This is a genomic window from Streptomyces sp. NPDC088400 (genome assembly GCF_044753355.1).
Classification (GTDB): domain Bacteria; phylum Actinomycetota; class Actinomycetes; order Streptomycetales; family Streptomycetaceae; genus Streptomyces.
This window is the reverse complement of the sequence record NZ_JBIVMZ010000008.1, coordinates 23,758-45,125: the sequence shown is the minus strand read 5'-3', so window position 1 is coordinate 45,125 and position 21,368 is coordinate 23,758. Positions and strand designations below refer to the sequence as shown.

The following is a 21,368-nucleotide window of genomic DNA, read 5'->3' as shown; positions in this document are numbered from 1 at the left end:
CGATCCCTCTTCCGTGCATCCTTTACAGGAAGAAGGCTAGGCGCTTTGAGGGCGAAAGTGTTTCCAGGTTTTCTCCATATCTTGGAGCTTCGGGGGATAATCTTCTCCATGGATGACCTGGATCGGAAGATTCTTGCCGAGCTGCAGCGGGACGGCCGTCTGACGGTGACCGAGCTGGCCGCGCGGGTGAAGCTGAGCGTGTCGCCGTGTCACCGGCGTGTGCGCGACCTCGAACGCTCGGGTGCGATCCGCGGCTACCGCGCCGTCGTGGACCCGGGTGCTGTCGGCCTGGACTTCGAGGCCCTGGTGTTCGCCACCCTGCGCTGGGAGGGGCGCGACACCGTCGCCGCCTTCGAGGAGGCCGTGGCCACGGTCCCGGACGTGGTGCAGGCCCAGCGCCTGTTCGGCGAGCCCGACTACCTGTTGCGCGTCGTGGCCGCAGATCTGGCGACCTTCCAGCAGCTCTACGACCAGCGGTTGGCCACCCTGCCGGGCGTCCAGCGCCTGACGTCCACCATCGTCATGAAGCACGTCGTCGACGACCGTCCGCTGCCTGCTTAGTTGCTGCTCTTCCTCCGTGCCCTTTGGTCTACGGGGCCTCTTACTTGGACTCGACTCGTCCGAGCGCGTCCGGGTCGGCCGTCAGCGCGTCCCGCGCCACCTGCCAGGCGGAATCCCCGGGGTGGAGCGCGGTACGGAGGTAGGCCCAGGTGAGCCGCTGGACCACGGACACCCGCGCGGGGCTCTCGTCCGTGGTCTCGGCGACGTCGTAGCCGGAGATCCCGCCGAGCCCGTGTTCCGCGTCGAACAGGGTGAGCAGGGACTTGGGGCCCGGGGAGAGGACGTACGGATCGGCGTGCCAGTCCGGGCCCGAAACCGTCAGGTGGGCGGAGGCGTCCTTGTCGCCGGCGACCACGAGTGTCGGCGTCGCCATCTCGGAGAAGTCCGGGGTCGCGAGGAAGGGCCAATTCTCGGCCACGGACTCGGTGACGGCATCGCCACCTCTGCCAGGTGCGGCAAGCAGTACACCCGCCTTGATGCGGGGCTCGGCCAGGTTCACTTCCGTCCCGTCGTCCGGGTCGGTGAGCCGGGCTCCCAGCAGCAGGCTCGCGGTGTGCCCGCCCATCGAGTGCCCCGCTACGGCGACCTTGCTGTGGTCCAGGCGTCCGAGGAGCTGCGGTACGGCGGCCTCGATCACGTCGAGCTGGTCGAGGACGCGGGTCATGTCCTCGACCCGCGATCGCCAGAACAGAGGCGCCCCGGGGGTGTCGGCGGCCAGGCTCAGCGTCGTCGAGCTCAGATGGGTGGGCTGGATCACGGCAAAGCCGTGCGCGGCCCAGAAGTTGGCGAGGGGGGCGTAGCCGTTCAGCGAGGAGAGGTTGTTCGAGTGGCCCTGGCCGTGCGAGAGCAGGATGACCGGCAGGTCGCTCCCGGTCACGGGTACGGAGACCCGTACCTCCAGGTCCACGGCTCGGCCGGGAGCCGGCAGCACTACCGGACTGACCGAGAGGACTGGAGTGGGCGAGCCGAAGGTGTCGGCCGCGTATGTCGATTCACTCATGATGCGTATGTCCGTTCGATTTTACGTTCCATGGCCCCTGTCGCCGGTCTCATTCGGTCGGCGGCGGGTGAGGCGGTCAGGAGTGTCCGTCTCGGCCGAGACGGAAGCGGATCCTTGTTCCGTTTAACGTACGGAACAGTGTTCCGCTTTGTCAACGGCCGTCGGGGGAGAGCGTGGTGCCCCCCGTAGCGGGTGCGTCGGATGGGTCGGGTGCGTCGGTCGCGGCGTTGGCGTAGCGGCGGGCCAAGTGCGCGAAGGCGTCCTTGAGCTCGGCTGGGCCGACGACCTCGATGTCGGCGTCGAACTTGCCGAGGGCGGCGGCCAGGCCGGGCCATGACCAGGAGCCCAGGCTGAGCCGGCAGCGATTCGGGCCGAGTTCCTCGACGACTCCGTCGCGGGAGTAGTGGGACACGACGGCGGCGGGCAGATCGAGGATCACCTCGCCACGGCAGGGCCAGTCGCCGGAGCTGTCGGAGCCGTCGGAGCCCCGGAACTTGGCGGCCACGAAGGTGGCCACGTCACCTCCGGGCAGGTCGCGCGGGGTGAAGCGGGGACCCGTGGGCGTACGCGGGGTGATCCGGTCCGCCCGGAAGATACGCCAGTCCTCGCGGTCGAGGTCCCAGGCGACGAGGTACCAGCGCCCACCCCAGGTGACGAGGTGGTGCGGCTGCACCCGGCGCGGAAGGGGAGGGGGAGGGGGTTCGGCGCGGTCGTCGTCGGCGGCGGCCGGTGGGAACGCGCGGGTGTAGTCGAAGCGCAGCACCTCGCGGGCGTGGACGGCGGCGCTGAGTGCCATGAGCACGCTGCTGTCGACCTGTGGGTTCGGCCGGGTCGCGGGCAACTGGACGGCGGTGACCTGGAGGGTGTCGATACGGTGGCGCAGCCGTGCGGGCATGACCTGCCGGATGGTGTTCAGCGCGCGGGCCGCGGCCTCCTCGATGCCGATGCCGGCGCCCGTGGTCGTGGCGATCTGGAGTGCGACGGCGAGGGCGACGGCCTGCTCGTCGTCGAAGAGCAACGGGGGCAGCTCCGCGCCGGCGTCGAGCCGGTACCCACCGTCGGGCCCCTTGACGGCCACGATGGGATAGCCGAGTTCGCGCAGGCGGTCGACATCACGGCGCACGGTGCGCGGGCTGATCTCCAGCCGCTCGGCCAGGAGTGCCCCGGGCCAGTCCCGGCGCGCCTGGAGCAGCGAGAGCAGCGACAGCAGCCGCGCTGAGGTTTTTGGCATGGCTCCATGGTGCCCCGGAGAAGCGGCCACATCCTGACCGCTTCCTCTGGGAAGGTCGACTTGCGCCGGACAGCAGCAAGCCGGACAGCAGCGAGCCGGACACCAACGTCTGCCGGACCACAGCAAGAACGACCGAAAGGGCCCGATCGCCATGACCCCCTCGACCACGCCTTCCTCGACCACGCCCCCCTCGACCACGCAACACTCGCCTCTCGACGCCGAGCGGGCCGACCTGCTCGCCCAGCTCGCGACCACGCGATCCACCCTGATCAACACGGTCCGCGGGCTCAGCGACGAGCAGGTCGGTGAGACTCCGACGGTCAGCGCGCTGTGCCTGGGCGGGCTGATCAAGCACGTCACGGCTGTCGAGGAAGGATGGCTGCGCTTCGCGGTCGACGGCCCCTCGGCGATGAGCTTCGCCCTGCCGGACGGTGTGACCTGGGACGAAGTCGTGGCCGGTACGGCACGCGAGTTCCCGCAGTGGGCGATCGACCACCAGAACAACTTCCGGATGCAGCCCGGCGAGACGACGGCCGGGATCATCGCCCGCTACGAGGAGGTGGCCGCCCGGAGCGAGGAGATCGTCGCCGCCGTGCCCGACCTGTCGGCGACACACCCGCTGCCGGAGGCGCCCTGGAACGAGCCGGGAGCGGTGTACAGCGTGCGCCGGGTGCTGATGCACGTCATCGCCGAGACCGCACAGCACGCCGGGCACGCGGACATCCTGCGCGAGACGCTCGACGGCCGGAAGGCAACCTGACGGTGTCCCGGAAAGGCAACCTGACGGTGCCCCGGAAGGCAACCTGACGGTGACGGGGCCCCGCCGGACCAGTCACGGCCGTACACGGGAGGGGGTACGGCCATACCCGCGCGGGATCCAGGCCGTACTCCTCAGGTACGACCCGGCCGCGGGCACGGTCCGGGGCGAGGGGGAGGTCGACCGGACCGCATCGGCGGAGTAGCGTCGCAGCGTACTGAGCCAGCGCGTGGAGAGGTGCCCGTGTCCGTGTCGTACACCGATCCCGCCGAGGCGGTCCTGACCGCGCCCGGGGCGCCCTTCGCCGTCGTACGGGCCGAGAACGGTTCGCTCATGTACGCCGACGGCCCACGCACCCTGCGCGAGTTCGTCGAGGTCACCTGGGCGTACGGCGACCGGCCGTTCCTGATCGCCGGGGAGCGGACCATGACGTACGGGGAGTTCTTCGCCGCCGCCTCCGCCCTCGCCAACCGCTTCGCCGACACGTACGGACTGCGCCCCGGCGACCGCGCCGTCATCGCCATGCGCAACCATCCCGAGTGGCAGATCGCCTTCTGGGCGGCCCAGTTGGCCGGGCTGATCGCCGTACCGCTCAATGCCTGGTGGACCGAGGACGAGTTCACGTACGCGCTCGACAATTGCGCCCCGCGTGTGCTGCTCGTGGACGGTGAGCGGCTGCCGTGCGTCGCGCGCTGGGCCGGGCGCGAGCGGGCGCGGACCGTCGTCTTCCATCACGACGGCGAGGTCGGTGAGCGGACCGAGCGGTACGAGGACCTGCCCGCGCCCGGCCCGGCCGTCGCACCGCCCGACGTCGAGGTACGGGCCGAGGACGACGCCACCATCTTCTACACGTCCGGGACGACCGGGCGGCCCAAGGGCGCCGTCGCCACGCACCTCGCCCAGGCCGGGGCGGCGATGAACCCCCGGTTCCAGGCCGCCGCCTCCGCCCTCGGGCTCGGGCAGATCCCCGGCCAGGGGCCCACGCCCGTCACGCTGATGACCTTCCCCTTCTTCCATGTGGCGGCCTTCACCAGCCTCTACGCGACGATGGCCGTCGGCGGCACCCTCGTCCTGATGCACAAGTGGGACGCGCGACAGGCCCTGGAACTGGTCCGGCTCCACCGGGTGACGCACTACGCGGGCGTCCCGGCCACCGCGCTCCAGTTCCTCGACGCGGCGGCGGAGGAGGAGGCCGCGACGCCCGGCGCCGACCCGCTGCGTACCCTCACCAAGCTCAACACCGGCGGAGCCGCCGCCCCGCCCGACCTCGTCGGCCGGCTCACCGCCCGCTACGGCGACCGCGTCGAGCCCCGCAACGGCTACGGCCTGACGGAGACGTCCGGCGGCGTGCTCGCCACCTTCGGTGCCGAGTACCGGCGGTTCCCCGGCAGTGTGGGACGGCCGACTCCCACCACCGAAGTACGGATCGTCGCGGGTGAGTTGGGCGTTGCGGGCGAGAAGGACGGGGTCGGCGAACTGTGGCTGCGCGGCCAGTCCCTCGTACGCGGCTACTGGCAGGACGAAGCGGCCACCGCCGAGGCCTTCTCACCCGACGGCTGGTTCAGGACGGGCGACCTCGCGACCGTCCAGGACGGGCGCGTCAGCATCGTGGACCGGATCAAGGACATGATCGTCCGCGGCGGCGAGAACGTGTACTGCGTGGAGGTCGAAGCCGTACTCCACGACCATCCCGACGTCACCGACGCCGCCGTGCTCGGTGTCCCGCACCCCGTGCTGGGCGAGGAGGTCGTGGCGGTGGTGCGGCTCGGGCCGGGGGCCCGGACGGACACCGAGGAACTGCGCGCGCATGTCGCCGGCCGTCTGGCCGCGTTCAAGGTGCCGGCCCATGTGCTCGTACGGGAGGAGCCTCTGCCCCGTAACCGGGTCGGCAAGATCCTCAAGCGTGAACTGCGTGACCCGGTACGGGAGTTCGTCCACGCGGACCATGACGAGAACGCCTGAGGCACAAGCCCTCCAGCGCAGGCCCTCCAGCCAAGCCAGCGCAAGCCCTCCAGTGCGAGCCCTCCAGCACAAGCCCCTCAGGACCGCGTCACCCGTACCTTGAAATTCCCGTCCGGCTCCCGCGACACCACCGAGATCCGGATGTCGTTGTCCTCGTCGACGAAGGACTGCCCCGGCAGGTACGGCGCGTCCGACAGCTCCGCGTGCACATTGGCCCGCCGCGAGCAGCCACCGCTGTTCTTCGTGCTGTCCGAGACGGTGACCGGGCCGCGCCCGGTGTCGATGCCGGAGTCCACGCGGTAGATGAGGACGCCCGGCTCGCACACCGCCTCGTCGTTGCCGGCCCGCGTCCGGACCTCCACCGCGTAACCGGACTCCTTGGAGACCGGTACGAAGGTCAGCTTCGGCCCGCCCGACGTCGCCAGCGGACCCAGCAGGTACTCGCTGACCCCCGGCGCTGACGCGCAGCTGATCTGCTCGTCGTCCAGCCAGCCGAGCTTCCACTTGTGCCAGCCCAGCAGATCGTTGTTGGCGCCCCAGTCCTCGGACATGATGTCCCAGTGTCCGACCGTGCCGCCGCCCTCCGGCGTGTAGAGGTCGGGGAGGCCGAAGACATGGCCGTTCTCGTGCGGCAGCACGCGGTAACCGGTGTCGGCGTACGATCCCGAGCCGTCGTCCTGGCGGCTGTAGACGAAGGACGTGTTGGCGAGCGGGACGCCGTCCGCCTGCGGGGCGTCCGGGTTGCCGGAGAAGGTGACGGACAGAACGGTGTCCAGCGCCGAGGGGCCGGCGTTCGGCGTGACCAGGATGTTGACCAGGTCGTACGCGCTGAAGTCCACCTTCGGGTCGGCGGCGGTCACGATGTCCTCGACCAGCTGCCGGTAGCCCGGTTCGTACGGTGCCCCGCGGTCTATCCCGTACTCCTTGAACGGCAGCGGCATCCGCAGCCAGTTCGTCAGCGGGGCCTCGGGGTGGTAGTCGAGCCGTCCGTACGAACTGGTCCTGAACCACTCCGACGTCTTCGGGAAGAACTCCGCGAGCCGGTCGAGCGCCTTGCCGGGGCCCGGCGCGTCGGGAAAGTCGATCATGAGGTTGAGGGCGCGGACCCTGCCCGTGGAGCGGGAGTAGCCGGACGGGGTGGGCAGTCCCTCCGACATCTGCACCACCGAGGTGGTGGCGATGCGGCACGGCACGAGGGAGGACTCCCCGGTGGCGGCCACCGACCCGGCGGAGGCACGGGTGGGGGCGGAGAGGGTCGAACTCGCGGTGGTCAGTGCGGCGAGGGTGAGCGCCGCGAGACCGGCGAGCGCGCCGAGCCGCAGGGAACCGGTGTGGCGGTCGGGGTCGCCGCGGACCTTGCCACTCCTTGCTTCCCCTCTGCCCTTGCCGACCTCGGCGTTTCCAGCGTTTCCGCTGCTTCCGTCGCTTTCGTTGCTTCCCGCACCACCGGCACCACCGCCGGATATGCGTATCTGACGCCTCTGCTGCATGCGGTCGCCTTAGGGTCCACCGGCAGTCGCCGTCCGGACTGCTCTCCGTTCGATCACCCTCCGTCGGTCGGCGTGTCGGCGCTCGCTGGGTGCGCCGATCGTGGGTTTCTGCTCCGGCGGTGTGTATGTGTCCCAGGTCACGTAGGCGCGCGAAATAACCGGGGACAGCTTCCCCGTTTGCACGTGTGTCGCTGAAAAACGGGGAGATGATCCCCGCTTGAGCGAACACGCTGAACACGCTGAACAGGCCGGACAGGCCGAACAGGTTGAACGGTTTGTACACAGGATGAGCAGGATCAGCAGGACCAGCAGAACGAACAGAGGGAAGGGCCTGACGTGACCGCCGCTGCCACCGCCGCCATTGCCGCTACCGCCGCCGTATCGGTGGCGTCCGTGGCGCGCCGTGTGCCCCGCCCGCGCGCGGACGCTCTGCGCAACCGGGAGCGGATCGTGACGGCGGCCCGCGAGATGTTCGTGGAGTACGGGGTCGAGGCCCCGCTCGACGAGATCGCCCGCCGGGCGGGCATCGGCAACGCCACGCTCTACCGGCACTTCCCCGACCGGCACGCCCTCGCCCACGCCGTCGTGCTCTCCGTCATGGTCCGCGCGGCCGACGCGGCGGAGAGCATCGCCGCCGAGGAAGCCGGAAAAGCCGAAAGGGGCGAGGAGTCCGACGCGTTCGACGCGCTGCGCCGCTTCGTCCACACGGCGGCGGACGAGCGGATCGGGGCGCTCTGTCCGCTGCTTTCCGGCACGTTCGACAAGGACCGCCCCGACCTGGACGCCGAACGAGGCCGCCTCGAAGAGGCCGTCGAGAGGCTGATGGAGCGGGCGCGGCAGGCGGGACGGTTGCGTACGGACGTCGCCGTCGGCGATCTGATGGTCGCGCTGTCCCAGCTCACCCGCCCGCTGCCCGGCACCGGCTGCGTGAACATGGACCGGTTCATCCACCGGCACCTCCAGCTGTTCCTGGACGGCCTGGAGGCTCCGGCCCGGTCCGAACTGACCGGCTCGGCCGCGACCCTGGAGGATCTGCGCCGCCCCGCTCCGTGACGCGCCCTGAACCATGAACCACCGGGGCGGCCCCGATAACCCGTCGACCCCGCCCTCGTCTCCCTCGCTTCCTTCGCTTACTTCACTTCCTTTCATTTCGCCGTTCGGTCATCAGGTGACCCCGGCGACTCCATGACCTCGCAGGACGCGCAGTGTCGCGTGTCCCTTCGGGCGTCATACACGTCCGTTTCAGCCTTTCCGCACCCCTAGGTGGATACCTCCATGTCAAAAACAGCCGAAAAGCGGCTCCCCGACCCGGCGGGCGCCGCGCTCGCCGACCCCAGCCGCTGGAAAGCGCTGGTGTTCATCGCCCTGGCGCAGCTGATGGTCGTACTCGACGCGACCATCGTGAATATCGCGTTGCCCTCCGCCCAGCACGACCTGGGCATATCGGACGGCAACAAGCAGTGGGTCATCACCGCCTACGCCCTCGCGTTCGGTGGACTGCTGCTGTTCGGCGGACGTATCGCCGACCTCTGGGGGCGCAAGCGCACCTTCGTCGTCGGTCTGCTCGGCTTCGCCGCCGCCTCCGCCGTCGGTGGCGCCGCCACCAGTGAGGCGATGCTGCTCGGCTCCCGGGCGCTCCAGGGCGCCTTCGGCGCGCTGCTCGCGCCGGCCGCGCTGTCGCTGCTCGCGGTGATGTTCACCGACGCCAAGGAGCGGGCCAAGGCCTTCGGCATCTACGGGGCGATCGCCGGTGGCGGTGGCGCCGTGGGCCTGATCCTCGGCGGGTTCCTCACCGAGTACCTGGACTGGCGCTGGACGTTCTTCGTCAACATCCCCTTCGCGATCGTCGCCGCGCTGGGCGCGTACTCCGTGATCAGCGAGCCGGCGGACGGCCGTAACCGGTCCCCGCTGGACATCCCCGGTGTCGTGCTGTCCACGCTGGGTCTGGTGTCGCTGGTGTACGGCTTCACTCGCGCCGAGACCGACGGCTGGTCCGACGCGATGACGATCTCGCTCTTCGTCGGCGCCGCGCTCCTGCTGTTCTCGTTCGTCGTCGTCGAGTCGCGGGTCGCGCACCCGCTGCTGCCGCTGCGTGTGGTGGCCGACCGGAACCGCGGTGGTGTCTACCTCTCCCTGGGTCTCGCCATCATCGCGATGTTCGGTCTCTTCCTCTTCCTGACGTACTACCTCCAGGTCGTGAAGGGCTACTCGCCGGTCAAGACCGGCTTCGCCTTCCTCCCGATGATCGCGGGCATGATCACGGGCTCGACCCAGATCGGCGCCCGGCTGATGACGCGGGTGCCGCCGAGGCTGCTGATGGGCCCCGGCTTCCTGGTCGCCGCTGTCGGCATGCTGCTGCTGACGCAGCTGGAGATCGGTTCCTCGTACACGGGCGTGATCCTGCCGGGGCAGCTGCTGCTGGGCCTCGGGATGGGTACGGCGTTCATGCCGGCCATGTCGCTCGCCACGCACGGCATCGAACCGAGGGACGCGGGCGTCGCCTCGGCGATGGTGAACACCTCGCAGCAGGTCGGCGGCGCGATCGGTACGGCGCTGCTGAACACCATCGCGGCCTCTGCCACGACGGCGTACGTCACGGCGCACACGGCGACCACCGGCGACAGCCGGCTGCTGGAGCTGCGGGCGATGGTGGCGGGTTTCTCCAGCGCCATCTGGTGGGCGGTCGGCATCCTGGCCGTCGCCGCCACGATCGCGGTGACCTTCATCAACACGGGCCGTCCCGGTGCCTCGTCGGGTGCCGGTACGGAGGGCGCGGGGGACGCCGAGAACGAGGTCAGGATGCCGGTCGCGATGCACTGAGGGCGACCGGGTGGCCGGGGGGCCATGTGAGCGGGTGGCCGGGTGACGGGGCGCCGCTCAGCTCATCGGCTCACGTGCACCGGCTCACGCTCATGGGCTCACGCTGATCGGCTGACCATGTGGCAGGGACTTGGGGGCTTCAACCCGTGGGGGGTTGGGGCCCCTGTCCCCGCTGGATGCCGGACAGCTGGGTGCCTGACGATGGACGCCGGACCGCTGGATGCCGGCCCCCTGGACACCGGACGGAGGCACTGGACGCCTGACCGCCGGAGATGCCTGACCGGACAACGCCTCAGCGCCGCCACGGCAGGTCCGCGCCCGTACCCTCCGGCTGGAGCCCCTCGGCCATCACCCGCATGATCTCCCCGAGCTGGTCCACCTGCTCCGGGCTGAGCCGGTCGAAGATCGCCTGACGTACCGCGGCGACATGCCCCGGCGCTGACCGCTTCAGCACATCGTTGCCGAGGTCCGTCAGGAACGCGTTCTGGCCGCGCTTGTCGGAGGGGCAGTCCTCGCGCTGTACCCAGCCGTGCTGTTCGAGCCGGGCGATCGCGTGGGAGAGCCTCGATCTGGTGATCTTGGCGTCCTTGGCCAGCTGAGTCATCCGCAGGCGGCGCCGGGGAGCCTGTGCGAGGTGGACGAGGAGGGCGTAGTAGATGTGCGGCATCCCGGCGTCGCGCTGCAACTGCCGGTCGAGATGGTCTTCCAGGAGGGTGGTGGCCTGAAGATAGGCCTGCCACACGTCCTGCTCGCCGCTGCTGAGCCAGCGCGGCTCCCCGCCCGTACCGGCGTCGCTGCCGGTGGATGCCGTATTCATGTATTCCACTGTACCCATTCTTGAAAGTTAAACTAGGTGTGGTTACTCTTGTAACAACTGAATGCTTGAGGGTTCAAGTTCAGGCTCGGGTGGATGCCGAGTGGGCGTCCGAGTACGCACAGACCGGGAGTCGCCATGAATGCCGTCGCGGAGCGCATGCCCGCCCTCTACCTCTCCCACGGTGCCCCGCCGCTGGCCGACGATCCGGTCTGGCCCGGCGAGCTGGCCGCCTGGTCGGCGACGCTGCCGCGCCCCACGGCGATCCTGGTGGTCTCCGCGCATTGGGAAGAGGCTCCGCTCGCGCTCGGGGCGACCCGCACCGTACCGCTTGTGTACGACTTCTGGGGCTTTCCCGAGCACTACTACGACGTACGGTACGCCGCCCCGGGCGCGCCGGAACTCGCCGCATCCGTACGGAAGTTGCTGCGGGTCCCCGGCATGCCCGTGCAGGACGTCCCGGACCGTGGCCTCGACCACGGGGCGTATGTGCCGCTGGTGGAGATGTTCCCGGACGCCGATGTCCCGGTACTCCAGGTCTCCCTGCCCACGCTCGAACCGCAGAGGCTGCTGGAGGTCGGCCGCAGGCTGGCGCCGCTGCGGGACGAGGGCGTACTGATCGTCGGCAGTGGCTTCTTCACCCACAACCTGGCCGCGCTGCGGCACCCGGGCGGTGGCGTGCCCGGCTGGTCGGCCGAGTTCGACGACTGGGGTGCGCGGGCGCTGCTGGCGCAGGACATCGACGCGCTGCTCGACTTCGAGGAGAAGTCCCCGGTCGGCCGCCTGGCCCACCCCCGTACCGAGCACTTCGCCCCGCTGTTCGTGACGCTGGGCGCCTCGGAGGGGGAGCTGGGCAGCGCCCGGAGCGTCATCGACGGCTTCTGGCTGGGGCTGGCGAAGAGGTCGGTGCAGTTCGGCTGAGCGCCTCTTGAGCCGGCTCCTCCCGGTTCCCCCGGCCCCTCCCGGCTCAAGGGCTCTCGCGCCCGGCTGCCCCTGGCCCAGCTCCCTCTAGCCCAGTTCCCTCTCGTACCAGGCCACGTCCCAGTAGCGCCCGAATTTCCGGCCGACCTCCTCGTACGTCCCGATGTGGCGGAAGCCCAGACGGGTGTGCAGCCGGGTCGAGGCCTCGTTCGGCTGGGCGATGCCCGCGTACGCGCGGTGCAGGTCCTCGCTCTTCAGCGCCTCGAAGAGTGCCTCGTAGAGCAGGGTGCCGATGCCGCGCCCCACGGCGTCCGGCGCGCAGTAGACGGTCACCTCGACCGACGTCGAGTACGCGGGCTTCGGCCGGAAGGGGCTGCTGGTTACGTACCCGAGAATCCGGGCAGACGGGACATCCTCAGCAACCAAAAGTCTGTGCGGGCCGTCTACAGGATGAGAACGCAGCCAGGGCAGGCGTTCCTCGGGGGTGAAGGCGATGGTGTCGAACGTGATGGCCGTCTCATGGATGTAGTGGTTGTAGATGTCCGTGAGTCGGTCGAGATCGGCCTCCTGCCCCGCCCTGACCTGCACTTCTGTCTGCTGCTGCGGCATCTGTCCTCCCCGGTTTGGCGGCACAGGGTACTGCATGATCAGAAAATCCATGTACGGCATGGGAATTCTGTCCGGATTCCAGTCGTTGTTTCCAACGGATGCAGGGCACCCGGGAGGGTGTCGCGACCTACTCAGTTCAGTAAGGGAGCTCGCATGGCAACCCGTGCCGTCGCCCGTCGTACCGCCCCCGGCGCTTCCGGCGGGACGAAAGCGGCAAGCAGTGTTCGCGCCGTAGGCGGGGAGATCGCCGACCGCGACCTGGTCGGCATGTACCTCGACGAGATCGCGCGTACACCGCTGCTCGACGCCGCCAAGGAAGTCGAGCTGTCCCAGACCATCGAGGCCGGTGTGTACGCCCGGCAGATCCTCGACGGAGGGGTGGAGAGCAAGGGCGCCGGGGCTTCGACGGAGGAGCTCGAAGCGCTCTTCGCCGAGGCCGAGCGCGCGAAGGACGTCTTCATCCGCTCGAACCTCCGCCTGGTGGTGGCGGTGGCGCGGCGCTACCCGCGCAGCGGCCTGCCGCTGCTGGACCTGATACAGGAGGGCAACGCCGGCCTGGTGCGCGCGGTCGAGAAGTTCGACTACGCCAAGGGCTTCAAGTTCTCCACGTACGCGACGTGGTGGATCCGGCAGGCCATCACGCGCTCCATAGCGGACCAGTCCCGTACGATCCGGCTGCCCGTCCACCTGGTGGAGGAGCTGGGCAGGATCCGCCGTGTGCAGCGCGAGTTCAACCGTGAGCACGGCCGTGACCCCGAGCCCGCCGAGGTCGCCGCCGAGCTGGGGTCGAATCCGGCGCGGATCAACGACGTGCTCGACTGGGCCCGTGACCCGGTCAGTCTGAACATGTCGGTGGACGATGACGGAGACACGCAGTTCGGTGACCTGCTGGAGGACACCTCGGCCGTGTCGCCCGAGCAGTCCGTCCTCACGCTGCTGCGCAGCGAGGAGCTGGAGGATCTGATCGGCAAGCTCGACCAGCGCACGGCCTCGATCATCAAGATGCGGTACGGCATCGACGACGGCCGTGAGCGGACGCTGACCGAGGTCGGCAAGCAGCACGGCCTCACGCGTGAGCGCATCCGGCAGATCGAGAAGCACGCTCTCCTGGAGCTGAAGAAGATGGCGCGCGATACAGGGTTCGACGCGGCCGCGTGACGTTTCTCGACGCGGCGGCGTGACGTCGCCGTCCGGTAGCCGTAGTGTCCCCCTTACTCGTACTGTCTCTTCGTGCGAACCGGCCGATTCGTCGGCCCCCAAGACGAGCCCCGGCACCAACCCCCCCCAGGTGCCGGGGCTCACCCCTGTCCGGCACCGGTTCCGCTCTCTCCGTCGTCGGTCGGCCCGTCGTCGGTCGGCCCGTCGTCGGTCGGCGCCGGGCCGGTGGCGGTGGCCGCGCGGGTGAGTCTGGCCCCCAGGTCGTGCAGGTACTCCGTCAGCTGGACCGGCTGGTGGACGGTGAACTCGCAGTCCACCAGCGCCAGTCGGAGCGCCACCCACTCCAGCGAATCACTCACCGTGGCGCGCAGGCGACACGAGTGGGTCCCGGCCGGGACCGGCGCTCCGAGCGCGGCGGGCAGCCGCGCCGCCACGAACTCGGCGGGGGCCGCGAAGCTCACCTCCACCTCCGTCCGGGGCTGCATCCGGGACATGGACCGGCTCAGGAACTCCGCCGCGTCCCCGGTCGGCAGGGCGCGCGGGGTGAACCGGGCGCCGGTGGCGAACGGCTCGCTGACCCGGTCGACGCGGAACGTACGCCAGTCCTCGCGCCCCAGGTCGTACGCCACCAGGTACCAGCGCCAGCCGGTGGAGACCAGGCGGTACGGCTCGGCCTGCCGCTTCGTCTCCGTACCGTCGCCGGAGCGGTAGTCGAAGCGCAGCCGCTCGGTGCCCGTGACGGCGGCGGCCATCACCGTCAGGGTGCGCGGATCGACCGTCGCGCCGTCGCCGCGCGTGAGCGGAATGGTCGCGGCCTGGAGGGTGGCGACCCGGTGCCGCAGCCGGGACGGCAGCACCTGCTCCAGCTTGGTCAGCGCGCGTACGGAGGCCTCCTCGACGCCCTCGATGACATGGCCCGCCCCGGCCCGCAGCCCGACCGCGATGGCGACGGCCTCCTCGTCGTCCAGGAGCAGCGGAGGCATGGCGGTTCCGGCGACCAGACGGTAGCCGCCGACCGCGCCCATGGTGGCCTCCACGGGGTAACCGAGGTCGCGTAGCCGGTCGATGTCGCGGCGGATGGTGCGCGGACTGACGTCGAGCCGCTCGGCCAGCTCGCGGCCCGGCCACTCGCGCGGGGTCTGGAGGAGGGAGAGCAGACTGAGGAGCCGTCCCGGGGTATCGGTCATGGGGACCATGGTGCGCGCCCACTAGGACATGTCCTGTCCTAGACGGCTCCTAGCTTGTTCCCCATGAGCACTTCCCCCGCCGTACCGGGTACGGCTACTTCGGCTGCCGTACCGTCCGGGTCTTCCGCCGGATCCTCCCTGCCTTCCGCGCCTTCCGGGTCCGTACCGGAGCCGTCCGCTTCCGAGGCTTCATCCGAGGCCTCGGCGGCCGCCGACGTCGCCTCCGGTGACCGTCGGCGCTGGCTGGCGCTGGCCGTCGTCATGACCGCCGCGTTCATGGACCTGGTCGACGTCACCATCGTCAACATCGCCATCCCGAGCATCGAGCGGGACCTGGGGGCCTCCTTCGGAGCGATCCAGTGGATCACCGCCGGATACGCTCTCGCCTTCGCCGCCGGGCTGATCACGGGTGGCCGGCTCGGTGACATATACGGCCGCAAGCGGCTCTTCCTGATCGGGATCACCGGTTTTACGGTCGCCTCCGCGCTCTGCGGCTTCGCCGCGAGCCCGGAGATGCTGGTCGGATCCCGGCTGCTCCAGGGCGCGATGGCCGCGATGATGGTGCCCCAGGTGCTGGCGATCATCCATGTCACCTTCCCGGCGCACGAACGCGGCAAGGTCTTCGGGATGTTCGGCGCGATCATCGGTCTCGGCGCCGTCACCGGGCCGCTGCTCGGCGCGCTGCTCACGCAGTGGAACATCGCGGGCCTCGAATGGCGGCCGATCTTCCTGATCAACCTCCCGGTCGGGCTCGCGGGTGTGCTGCTCGGCCGGAAGTTCATCACCGAGTCCAGGGCCCCGAAGGCGCTCCGCCTCGATCTGGTGGGCGTGGTGCTGGTGACGGCGGCGCTGCTGATGCTGATCTATCCGCTCACGCGCGGCCGTGAACTGGGCTGGCCGGTCTGGGGCAGCGTGTGTATGGCCGGCAGCGTGGGCGTGCTGGCGGGCTTCGTGGCGTACGAGAAGAGGAAGACGCGCAAGGACGGGTCGCCGCTGGTCGAGCTGTCGCTGTTCAAGGTACGGAGCTTCGCGGCGGGCATCGCCGTACACCTGGTCTTCGGTGTCGCGATGGGCGTCTTCTTCCTGGTCTGGACGCTGTACATGCAGCTCGGTCTCGGCTGGGAACCGCTGCGGGCGGGGCTGACGGGAGTGCCGTTCTCGATCGCGGTGTCGCTGGCGGCCGGACTGTCCGTACAGAAGCTGGTGCCGCGCTTCGGCCGGAAGGTGCTCCAGACGGGCGCGCTCACGATGGCCGCGGGGCTGCTGCTCTACATCTGGGAGGCCGGACGGTACGGGCTGGAGATCCAGCCGTGGCAGATGGCGCTGCCGCTGGTGGTCATGGGCCTCGGGATGGGCCTGATCGTGGCGCCGCTGACGGACGCGGTGCTGTCGGATGTCCCGCGTGAGCACTCGGGCTCGGCGTCCGGCCTCATCAGCACCACGCAGCAGATGGGTACGGCGCTGGGGCTCGGGCTGGTGTCGGTGGTGTTCTTCGGGGTGGTCGACGACCGGATGGCCGGGGCCGGGCCGGGGGCGGCGGGCGCGGCGGGAGAGGCCTTCGCCGACGGATTCCAGAACGCGCTGTGGTGGGTGGTCGCGGTGCTCGTCGTGATCTTCGCGGTGATGTTCGCGCTGCCGGCCCGGCCGAGGCCGCAGGCGGCGGAGACCGAGGCGGCGGCCGGGCCGGAGGCCGAGGTGGAGGCCGCCGTCATGGGTTCGGCGTGACAAGTCGAATCGCCACAAAGCGTTTTGATGGAAAGTCATGCTGAACACAACTCACGCCCCCTGCGTATGAAGGGCCGAAGCGTTTTCGTCTGCTGCCGGCGAGCGGACTCCGTCCCCCACAGGAGGTATTGAGTTGAGCCACAAGCGCATACCCAAGCGAAAGATCATATTCGCCGGGGGCGGCGCCGCCGCCGTCGCGGCGGCAGCGATTCTGCTGCCGAACGCGAACGCATCGCAGGACACACCCGATCCACAGCCCAAAACGCTGAACGCGGCATCCGCGGGGGATCTCGCCTCGCAACTCGCCTCTCAATTGGGCGAGGCATTCGCCGGCTCGTACTACGACAAGGGCAACCAACAGCTCGTTATCAATGTTGTCGGTAACAGCGGCGATGTGAACCTCGAGGTCAAAAAGGCCGGGGCCGTCGTAAGAAACGTCAAGAACAGCACGGCTCAACTGAAGTCGGCTTCGCAGACGTTGAAGCAGCAGGCCACCATCCCGGGTACCGCCTGGGCCGTCGACCCCAAGACCAACCAGATCCAGGTCACGGCGGACAGCACGGTGACCGGCGAGAACTGGGACCAGATCCAGTCCACCGTCAAGTCGCTCGGCACGGACGTGGCCCGTATCAAGAAGTCCGCCGGTGAGTTCAAGCCGTTCGTCGAAGGCGGTGACGCCATCTTCGGTGGCGGTGCGCGCTGTTCACTCGGCTTCAACGTGACCACGGCGGACGGTGCTCCCGGCTTCCTCACGGCCGGCCACTGCGGTGTCGCCGCCGAGGCATGGTCGGACGCCCAGGACGGTGCGCCGATCGCCACGGTGCAGGACGCGACGTTCCCGGGGGACGGTGACTTCGCGCTCGCCACCTACGACGACGCGGCCACCGAGGCCACGAGCACGGTCAACACCGGTGACGGACAGGTCGTGGAGATCACGGCGGCGGCCGAGGCCACGGTGGGCCAGGACGTCATCCGTATGGGCAGCACCACCGGACTGAACGACGGTGCGGTCACCGGCCTGGACGCCACGGTCAACTACGCGGAAGGCACGGTCACCGGGCTCATCCAGACCGACGTCTGCGCGGAGCCGGGCGACAGCGGTGGCCCCCTCTTCACCGCGGACGGCAGCGCGATCGGCCTCACCTCCGGTGGCAGCGGTGACTGCACCGCCGGTGGCGAGACCTTCTTCCAGCCGGTGACAACCGCGCTGGAGGCGGTCGGAGCCACCATCGGTGACGGTGGTGCCGGCGGCGGCGCGGCCGACGGCGGAGCCGACGCGGGCGCGGACGGTGGCGCTGACGCGGGCGCCGACGGCGGGGCTGACGCGGGTGCGGACGGTGGCGCTGACGCCGGTGCCGATGGTGGCGCCGACGCGGGTGTCGACGGCGGTGTTGACGGTGGAGCCGACGCGGGTGCCGATGGTGGCGCTGACGCCGGTGTCGACGGTGGCGCTGATGCGGGTGCCGACGGCGGAGCCGCCGGAGAAGCTGACGGCGGAGCCGCCGGCAACGGCCAAGGCGCTGCCGGGAACGGCAACGCCAACGGCAACGGCAGTGCCAATGACAACGGCAACGGCAACGGCAGCGGCATCGTCGAGAACCGCTGACGCCAGGTCCTGAGTGCGTCGCTCGTGAGGTGTGTCAGCACTTACGGACCGGGATCACGCGGACTGCGATCACACTGATCACTGGATTGCGTTGATCACGGCAAAGACCTCCGGCGGGTGGAGTTTCGGACTCCGCCCGCCGGAGGTCTTTGCCGTTCCCCGTTGTTCCCCGTTGTTCCCCGTTGTTCCCCACTGCTCCTCGGCTCAGGCTGTGGGCGCCGGGCCGTACCCCTCGATGACCGGGCGCCACGAGGGCTTCAGCTGAGGCAGTGTCGAACCGACCGCCCAGGCCTTCGGGCCCCCGGGCCGTGCGTTCGGGACCGTGGCCACGTCGAAGAGCGAGCCGCCCCGCACCGCCGGATCGGTGGCGGCGGGCACCGTACGCCACACCTTGCCGTCCCAGCGCATCGTGAACGCCGGTGTGCCGACGCCCTGTTGCTCACCTACGGCCCAGACTCCGCTGCCCGCTCCCACTGCGGCTGCCGCTCTCGCTCCGGCTCCGGCTGCCGCTCCCTTGTCAGTGCCCGTTCCCGCTTCCTTGTCCGCGCTCACCGAATGCAGCACCGCGGCGACTCGCGGTACGGGTACGGGTACGGAGGTCCACGTACGCCCGTTCCAGTGCAAGGCCAGTGGGACCGAGGCACCGTCGGGTGTGCCGGAGCCCCCGACCGCCCAGATGTCGTCCGGGGCGATCACGGCGACACTTTCGAGCTCCTCGCCCCGGCCGGCGGTGTGCGGCGCGTCGACGATCTTCCAGGCATTGCCGTCCCAGTGTTCGGTCAGCGGATGCCCCGCGCCCTCCGCGTCGTACGCGACACCGACGGCCCACACGCCTCCCGCGCCGTCGGCGGCCGCGCTCTGCAACAGGGCGTCGCCTCCCGTATCGGGAGTGGCTACGGACGACCACACGCGGCCGTTCCAGCGGTAGGCCAGCGGGCGCGGGGAGGCGACGCGCTCCTCGGCGGTGAAACCGACGGCCCACACGTCGTGGGGCCGTACGGCGGCGAGCCCGGTCGGATACGCCGACCTGTTCGCCGGCTCCTCCGGCAACGGGACTTCCCGCCATGCCTTTCCGTCGAAGTGCTCGGCGAGCGAACGGTCGTTGTAGGCCGGGGCATCGTTCCAGGACCCGACGGCCCAGACGTCCCGTGCGGACAGCGGCAGCACCGCGTCGAGCTGCCCCGACCCGGCGTGACCGGGCACGGACGTCGCTCGCCATGCCTTCCCGTCGAAGTGCTCGGCGACGGGGGCCCGGACGCCGGGCGCTTCGGCGGACTGGCGGTACCCGACGGCCCACGCGTCGGCCGGCCCCCGGGCCGCGACGCTCCGCAGCTCCTCGTTGTGCTCCGGCCCGGCCGGCCGCCACGAGTGCCAGCCGGTGTTCTTGCCCTTCGGCCCGTTCGCCACCAGGGGGCCCACCGGGATCGCGTTCGCGTCCGCTGTCATGGCGGGAGCCGCTGCCGCCGAGGCGACCGCGGCTGCCAGTACCGCGAGAGCGAGCCGCCGGCCCCGTCGAATCTCTTCCCGTTCCCGCTGTCGTCGCATCCGTACTCCCTCGTCGAGCCCGGCCTGACGGGCCGAAGCGTCGGCCTGCGCAACGACCTCGAAGGGAACAAGGATGCGGAAACTCACCCGCCCGTTCACTTCGCCGGCGCCTGCTTGCGCCCTTCCGGGCCGACGCATGCCCGACTGTGTCTGTTCCGCGCCCGAATCTGTTTACTTTCCGGAAATCTGGGCGTAGCGTGTCGCCGAAACCACAGGTTCGGGCACGGAACGGACGTAAATCCCCATGTACGCACCAGAGCGGCAGCAGGAGATTCTGCGCCTCGCCCGTGAGGGCGGTCGTGTGGATGTGCTCTCGCTGGCCGAGGAGTTCCAGGTCACCGCCGAGACCGTACGGCGTGACCTCAAGGCCCTGGACAGGGCCGGGCTCGTACGGCGTGTGCATGGCGGGGCCATACCGGCCGGGCGGCTCGACTTCGAGCCCGACCTCGCCGAGCGTGAATCGACCGCCGCCGACGAGAAGGACCGCATCGCGCACGCGGCCCTCGCCGAGCTGCCGCAGGACGGCAGCGTGATCCTCGACGCCGGCTCGACCGTCGGCCGGCTCGCGGCGTCGCTTCCGCCGGAGTGCGAGCTGACCGTCGTCACCCACGCGCTGCCCGTCGCGGCCCGCCTCGCCGACCACCCGGGCATCGACCTCCATCTGGTCGGCGGACGGGTACGGCACCGTACCCGCGCGGCCGTCGATGCCTGGGCGCTGCGCGCGTACGGGGAGATCCGCGCCGATGTCGTCTTCCTCGGCACCAACGGTTTCGCGCCGGACGCCGGTCTCACCACCCCGGACCTCGCCGAGGCCGCCGTGAAGCGCGCGGTCATCGCCGCGGCCCGGCGCGTGGTGCTGCTCGCCGATTCGGCCAAGCACGACCAGGAGCATTTCGCCTGCTTCGGCTCTCTCGCCGATGTCGATCTGCTCATCACCGACCGCGGGCTCAGCCCTTCGGATGTCGCGGCGGTCGAGGCCGCGGGCACCGAAGTGCTGTGTGTTTAGGAGAGCTCCGCATGATCCTCACCGTCACCCCGAACCCGAGTCTGGACCGTACGTACGAGATCCCGGCCCTCGACCGAGGCGAAGTGCTGCGGGCCACCGCCGAGCGCATGGACCCCGGGGGCAAGGGCGTCAACGTCTCGCGGGCCGTCGCCGCGGACGGCCGGAGTACGGTCGCCGTGCTGCCGCTGGGCGGGGCGCCCGGGGCGCTCGTCGCCGAGCTGCTCGCGGGCCAGGGCATCGAGGTGGCACCGGTGCCGGTGGCGGGAGCGACCCGTTCCAACATCGCGCTCGCCGAACCCGACGGCACCCTGACGAAGATCAACGCACCGGGGCCCGAGCTGACCGCCGCCGAGTCGGAGGCGCTTCTCTCCACGATCCGCGCACACGCCGGTTCCGCTTCCTGGATCGCCTGCTGCGGCAGTCTCCCGCGCGGGCTCGACGCCGCCTGGTACGCCGAGCTGGTCGCCCGCGCCCACCACGCCGGGGCCAGGATCGCGCTGGACACCTCGGGGCCCTCGCTCCTGGCCGCCCTCCGGGAGCGGCCGGACGTCGTCAAGCCGAACGCCGAAGAGCTCGCCCAGGCCGTCGGCCGCCCCCTCACCACGGTGGGCGACGCGGTCAAGGCGGCGGAGGAGCTGCGGACGTACGGCGCCGGTGCCGTCCTCGCCAGCCTCGGCGCCGACGGCCAGCTGCTGGTCTCGGAAGCCGGAACGTACTTCGGATTCGCCGCGGTCGCCACCGTACGCAGTAACGTCGGTGCGGGCGATTCATCGCTGGCCGGCTTCCTCGCGGCGGGCGGTGAGGGCCCTGAGGCGCTGGCCTCCGCCGTCGCGCACGGCGCGGCCGCCGTTCAGCTGCCGGGCAGCGTGATGCCGTCACCGGCGGATCTGGACCCGTCGGCGGTCACGGTGACCGAGGACATTCCGCTGGACCGTCCCCTTACGGAGCCCGCCCCATGAGTCTTCCCTCCCGCGAT

The 21,368-nt window shown here is 70.3% G+C and carries 18 protein-coding genes; 11 read left to right on the top strand and 7 right to left on the bottom strand.

Annotated features, from left to right (window positions below; translation table 11 throughout):
* Nucleotides 1-108: 108 nt before the first annotated feature.
* Entirely contained in the window at nt 109-561 is a 453-nt protein-coding gene (locus ACIQD6_RS20830; protein ID WP_401884515.1) for an Lrp/AsnC family transcriptional regulator, read from the top strand.
* A 40-nt stretch (nt 562-601) separates the two neighbouring features.
* On the opposite strand, the gene ACIQD6_RS20825 is transcribed toward ACIQD6_RS20830, so the two are convergent.
* Nucleotides 602-1,561, bottom strand: coding sequence for an alpha/beta hydrolase family protein (locus ACIQD6_RS20825; protein WP_401884514.1), 960 nt, complete (start codon nt 1,559-1,561; stop codon nt 602-604).
* Between the two features lie 151 nt (nt 1,562-1,712).
* On the bottom strand, nt 1,713-2,792 hold the full coding sequence (locus ACIQD6_RS20820; RefSeq protein ID WP_401884513.1) for a helix-turn-helix transcriptional regulator: 1,080 nt from the start codon (nt 2,790-2,792) through the stop codon (nt 1,713-1,715).
* 151 nt (nt 2,793-2,943) lie between these two features.
* On the opposite strand from ACIQD6_RS20820, the gene ACIQD6_RS20815 reads away from it, so the two are divergent.
* Both ACIQD6_RS20815 and ACIQD6_RS20810 read left to right on the top strand, forming a co-directional pair.
* Nucleotides 2,944-3,552, top strand: a complete 609-nt coding sequence (locus tag ACIQD6_RS20815; RefSeq protein ID WP_401884512.1) for a DinB family protein — start codon at nt 2,944-2,946, stop codon at nt 3,550-3,552.
* A gap of 246 nt (nt 3,553-3,798) precedes the next feature.
* Nucleotides 3,799-5,511: a class I adenylate-forming enzyme family protein gene (locus ACIQD6_RS20810; protein ID WP_401884968.1), complete on the top strand. Its 1,713-nt coding sequence runs from the start codon at nt 3,799-3,801 to the stop codon at nt 5,509-5,511.
* A gap of 77 nt (nt 5,512-5,588) precedes the next feature.
* On the opposite strand, the gene ACIQD6_RS20805 is transcribed toward ACIQD6_RS20810, so the two are convergent.
* Entirely contained in the window at nt 5,589-7,001 is a 1,413-nt protein-coding gene (locus tag ACIQD6_RS20805) for a M6 family metalloprotease domain-containing protein (protein ID WP_401884510.1), read from the bottom strand.
* Between the two features lie 360 nt (nt 7,002-7,361).
* On the opposite strand from ACIQD6_RS20805, the gene ACIQD6_RS20800 reads away from it, so the two are divergent.
* Nucleotides 7,362-8,054, top strand: a complete 693-nt coding sequence (locus ACIQD6_RS20800; protein ID WP_401884966.1) for a TetR/AcrR family transcriptional regulator — start codon at nt 7,362-7,364, stop codon at nt 8,052-8,054.
* A gap of 222 nt (nt 8,055-8,276) precedes the next feature.
* Nucleotides 8,277-9,821 carry an MFS transporter gene (locus ACIQD6_RS20795; protein ID WP_401884508.1) on the top strand — a complete coding sequence of 515 codons (1,545 nt, stop codon included), beginning with the start codon at nt 8,277-8,279 and terminating at the stop codon, nt 9,819-9,821.
* 292 nt (nt 9,822-10,113) lie between these two features.
* Here ACIQD6_RS20795 and ACIQD6_RS20790 read toward each other — a convergent pair whose 3' ends face one another.
* A complete protein-coding gene (locus ACIQD6_RS20790; RefSeq protein WP_401884965.1) occupies nt 10,114-10,647 on the bottom strand; it encodes a MarR family winged helix-turn-helix transcriptional regulator in 534 nt (177 codons plus the stop codon).
* A 126-nt stretch (nt 10,648-10,773) separates the two neighbouring features.
* Between ACIQD6_RS20790 and ACIQD6_RS20785 the strand changes: the two genes are divergently transcribed.
* Nucleotides 10,774-11,556, top strand: coding sequence for a dioxygenase (locus tag ACIQD6_RS20785; RefSeq protein WP_401884506.1), 783 nt, complete (start codon nt 10,774-10,776; stop codon nt 11,554-11,556).
* Nucleotides 11,557-11,643: 87 nt separating this feature from the next.
* Here ACIQD6_RS20785 and ACIQD6_RS20780 read toward each other — a convergent pair whose 3' ends face one another.
* On the bottom strand, nt 11,644-12,165 hold the full coding sequence (locus ACIQD6_RS20780; protein ID WP_401884504.1) for a GNAT family N-acetyltransferase: 522 nt from the start codon (nt 12,163-12,165) through the stop codon (nt 11,644-11,646).
* A 153-nt stretch (nt 12,166-12,318) separates the two neighbouring features.
* On the opposite strand from ACIQD6_RS20780, the gene ACIQD6_RS20775 reads away from it, so the two are divergent.
* Nucleotides 12,319-13,323 carry an RNA polymerase sigma factor RpoD/SigA gene (locus ACIQD6_RS20775; protein ID WP_401884502.1) on the top strand — a complete coding sequence of 335 codons (1,005 nt, stop codon included), beginning with the start codon at nt 12,319-12,321 and terminating at the stop codon, nt 13,321-13,323.
* Between the two features lie 140 nt (nt 13,324-13,463).
* Here ACIQD6_RS20775 and ACIQD6_RS20770 read toward each other — a convergent pair whose 3' ends face one another.
* Nucleotides 13,464-14,510: a helix-turn-helix transcriptional regulator gene (locus ACIQD6_RS20770; RefSeq protein ID WP_401884500.1), complete on the bottom strand. Its 1,047-nt coding sequence runs from the start codon at nt 14,508-14,510 to the stop codon at nt 13,464-13,466.
* Nucleotides 14,511-14,573: 63 nt separating this feature from the next.
* On the opposite strand from ACIQD6_RS20770, the gene ACIQD6_RS20765 reads away from it, so the two are divergent.
* Together ACIQD6_RS20765 and ACIQD6_RS20760 are read left to right on the top strand one after the other, a co-directional pair.
* Complete coding sequence (locus tag ACIQD6_RS20765) at nt 14,574-16,235, top strand: MFS transporter (protein ID WP_401884498.1); 1,662 nt, start codon at nt 14,574-14,576, stop codon at nt 16,233-16,235.
* A gap of 133 nt (nt 16,236-16,368) precedes the next feature.
* A complete protein-coding gene (locus ACIQD6_RS20760; protein WP_401884496.1) occupies nt 16,369-17,841 on the top strand; it encodes a S1 family peptidase in 1,473 nt (490 codons plus the stop codon).
* A 204-nt stretch (nt 17,842-18,045) separates the two neighbouring features.
* Here ACIQD6_RS20760 and ACIQD6_RS20755 read toward each other — a convergent pair whose 3' ends face one another.
* Nucleotides 18,046-19,473, bottom strand: coding sequence for a hypothetical protein (locus ACIQD6_RS20755; protein ID WP_401884494.1), 1,428 nt, complete (start codon nt 19,471-19,473; stop codon nt 18,046-18,048).
* A gap of 157 nt (nt 19,474-19,630) precedes the next feature.
* On the opposite strand from ACIQD6_RS20755, the gene ACIQD6_RS20750 reads away from it, so the two are divergent.
* Nucleotides 19,631-20,392, top strand: a complete 762-nt coding sequence (locus tag ACIQD6_RS20750) for a DeoR/GlpR family DNA-binding transcription regulator (RefSeq protein ID WP_401884492.1) — start codon at nt 19,631-19,633, stop codon at nt 20,390-20,392.
* Nucleotides 20,393-20,403: 11 nt separating this feature from the next.
* Nucleotides 20,404-21,351 carry a 1-phosphofructokinase gene (gene pfkB / locus ACIQD6_RS20745; protein ID WP_401884490.1) on the top strand — a complete coding sequence of 316 codons (948 nt, stop codon included), beginning with the start codon at nt 20,404-20,406 and terminating at the stop codon, nt 21,349-21,351.
* The last annotated feature ends 17 nt before the right edge of the window (nt 21,352-21,368 follow it).

What these genes read in the sequence shown, in the direction of transcription:
- ACIQD6_RS20830 (WP_401884515.1), top strand. Translation starts at nt 109, where the DNA reads ATGGATGACCTGGATCGGAAGATTCTTGCCGAGCTGCAGCGGGACGGC.
- ACIQD6_RS20825 (WP_401884514.1), bottom strand. Translation starts at nt 1,561, where the DNA reads ATGAGTGAATCGACATACGCGGCCGACACCTTCGGCTCGCCCACTCCA.
- ACIQD6_RS20820 (WP_401884513.1), bottom strand. Translation starts at nt 2,792, where the DNA reads ATGCCAAAAACCTCAGCGCGGCTGCTGTCGCTGCTCTCGCTGCTCCAG.
- ACIQD6_RS20815 (WP_401884512.1), top strand. Translation starts at nt 2,944, where the DNA reads ATGACCCCCTCGACCACGCCTTCCTCGACCACGCCCCCCTCGACCACG.
- ACIQD6_RS20805 (WP_401884510.1), bottom strand. Translation starts at nt 7,001, where the DNA reads ATGCAGCAGAGGCGTCAGATACGCATATCCGGCGGTGGTGCCGGTGGT.
- ACIQD6_RS20795 (WP_401884508.1), top strand. Translation starts at nt 8,277, where the DNA reads ATGTCAAAAACAGCCGAAAAGCGGCTCCCCGACCCGGCGGGCGCCGCG.
- ACIQD6_RS20785 (WP_401884506.1), top strand. Translation starts at nt 10,774, where the DNA reads ATGAATGCCGTCGCGGAGCGCATGCCCGCCCTCTACCTCTCCCACGGT.
- ACIQD6_RS20780 (WP_401884504.1), bottom strand. Translation starts at nt 12,165, where the DNA reads ATGCCGCAGCAGCAGACAGAAGTGCAGGTCAGGGCGGGGCAGGAGGCC.
- ACIQD6_RS20775 (WP_401884502.1), top strand. Translation starts at nt 12,319, where the DNA reads ATGGCAACCCGTGCCGTCGCCCGTCGTACCGCCCCCGGCGCTTCCGGC.
- ACIQD6_RS20770 (WP_401884500.1), bottom strand. Translation starts at nt 14,510, where the DNA reads ATGACCGATACCCCGGGACGGCTCCTCAGTCTGCTCTCCCTCCTCCAG.
- ACIQD6_RS20765 (WP_401884498.1), top strand. Translation starts at nt 14,574, where the DNA reads ATGAGCACTTCCCCCGCCGTACCGGGTACGGCTACTTCGGCTGCCGTA.
- ACIQD6_RS20750 (WP_401884492.1), top strand. Translation starts at nt 19,631, where the DNA reads ATGTACGCACCAGAGCGGCAGCAGGAGATTCTGCGCCTCGCCCGTGAG.
- pfkB (WP_401884490.1), top strand. Translation starts at nt 20,404, where the DNA reads ATGATCCTCACCGTCACCCCGAACCCGAGTCTGGACCGTACGTACGAG.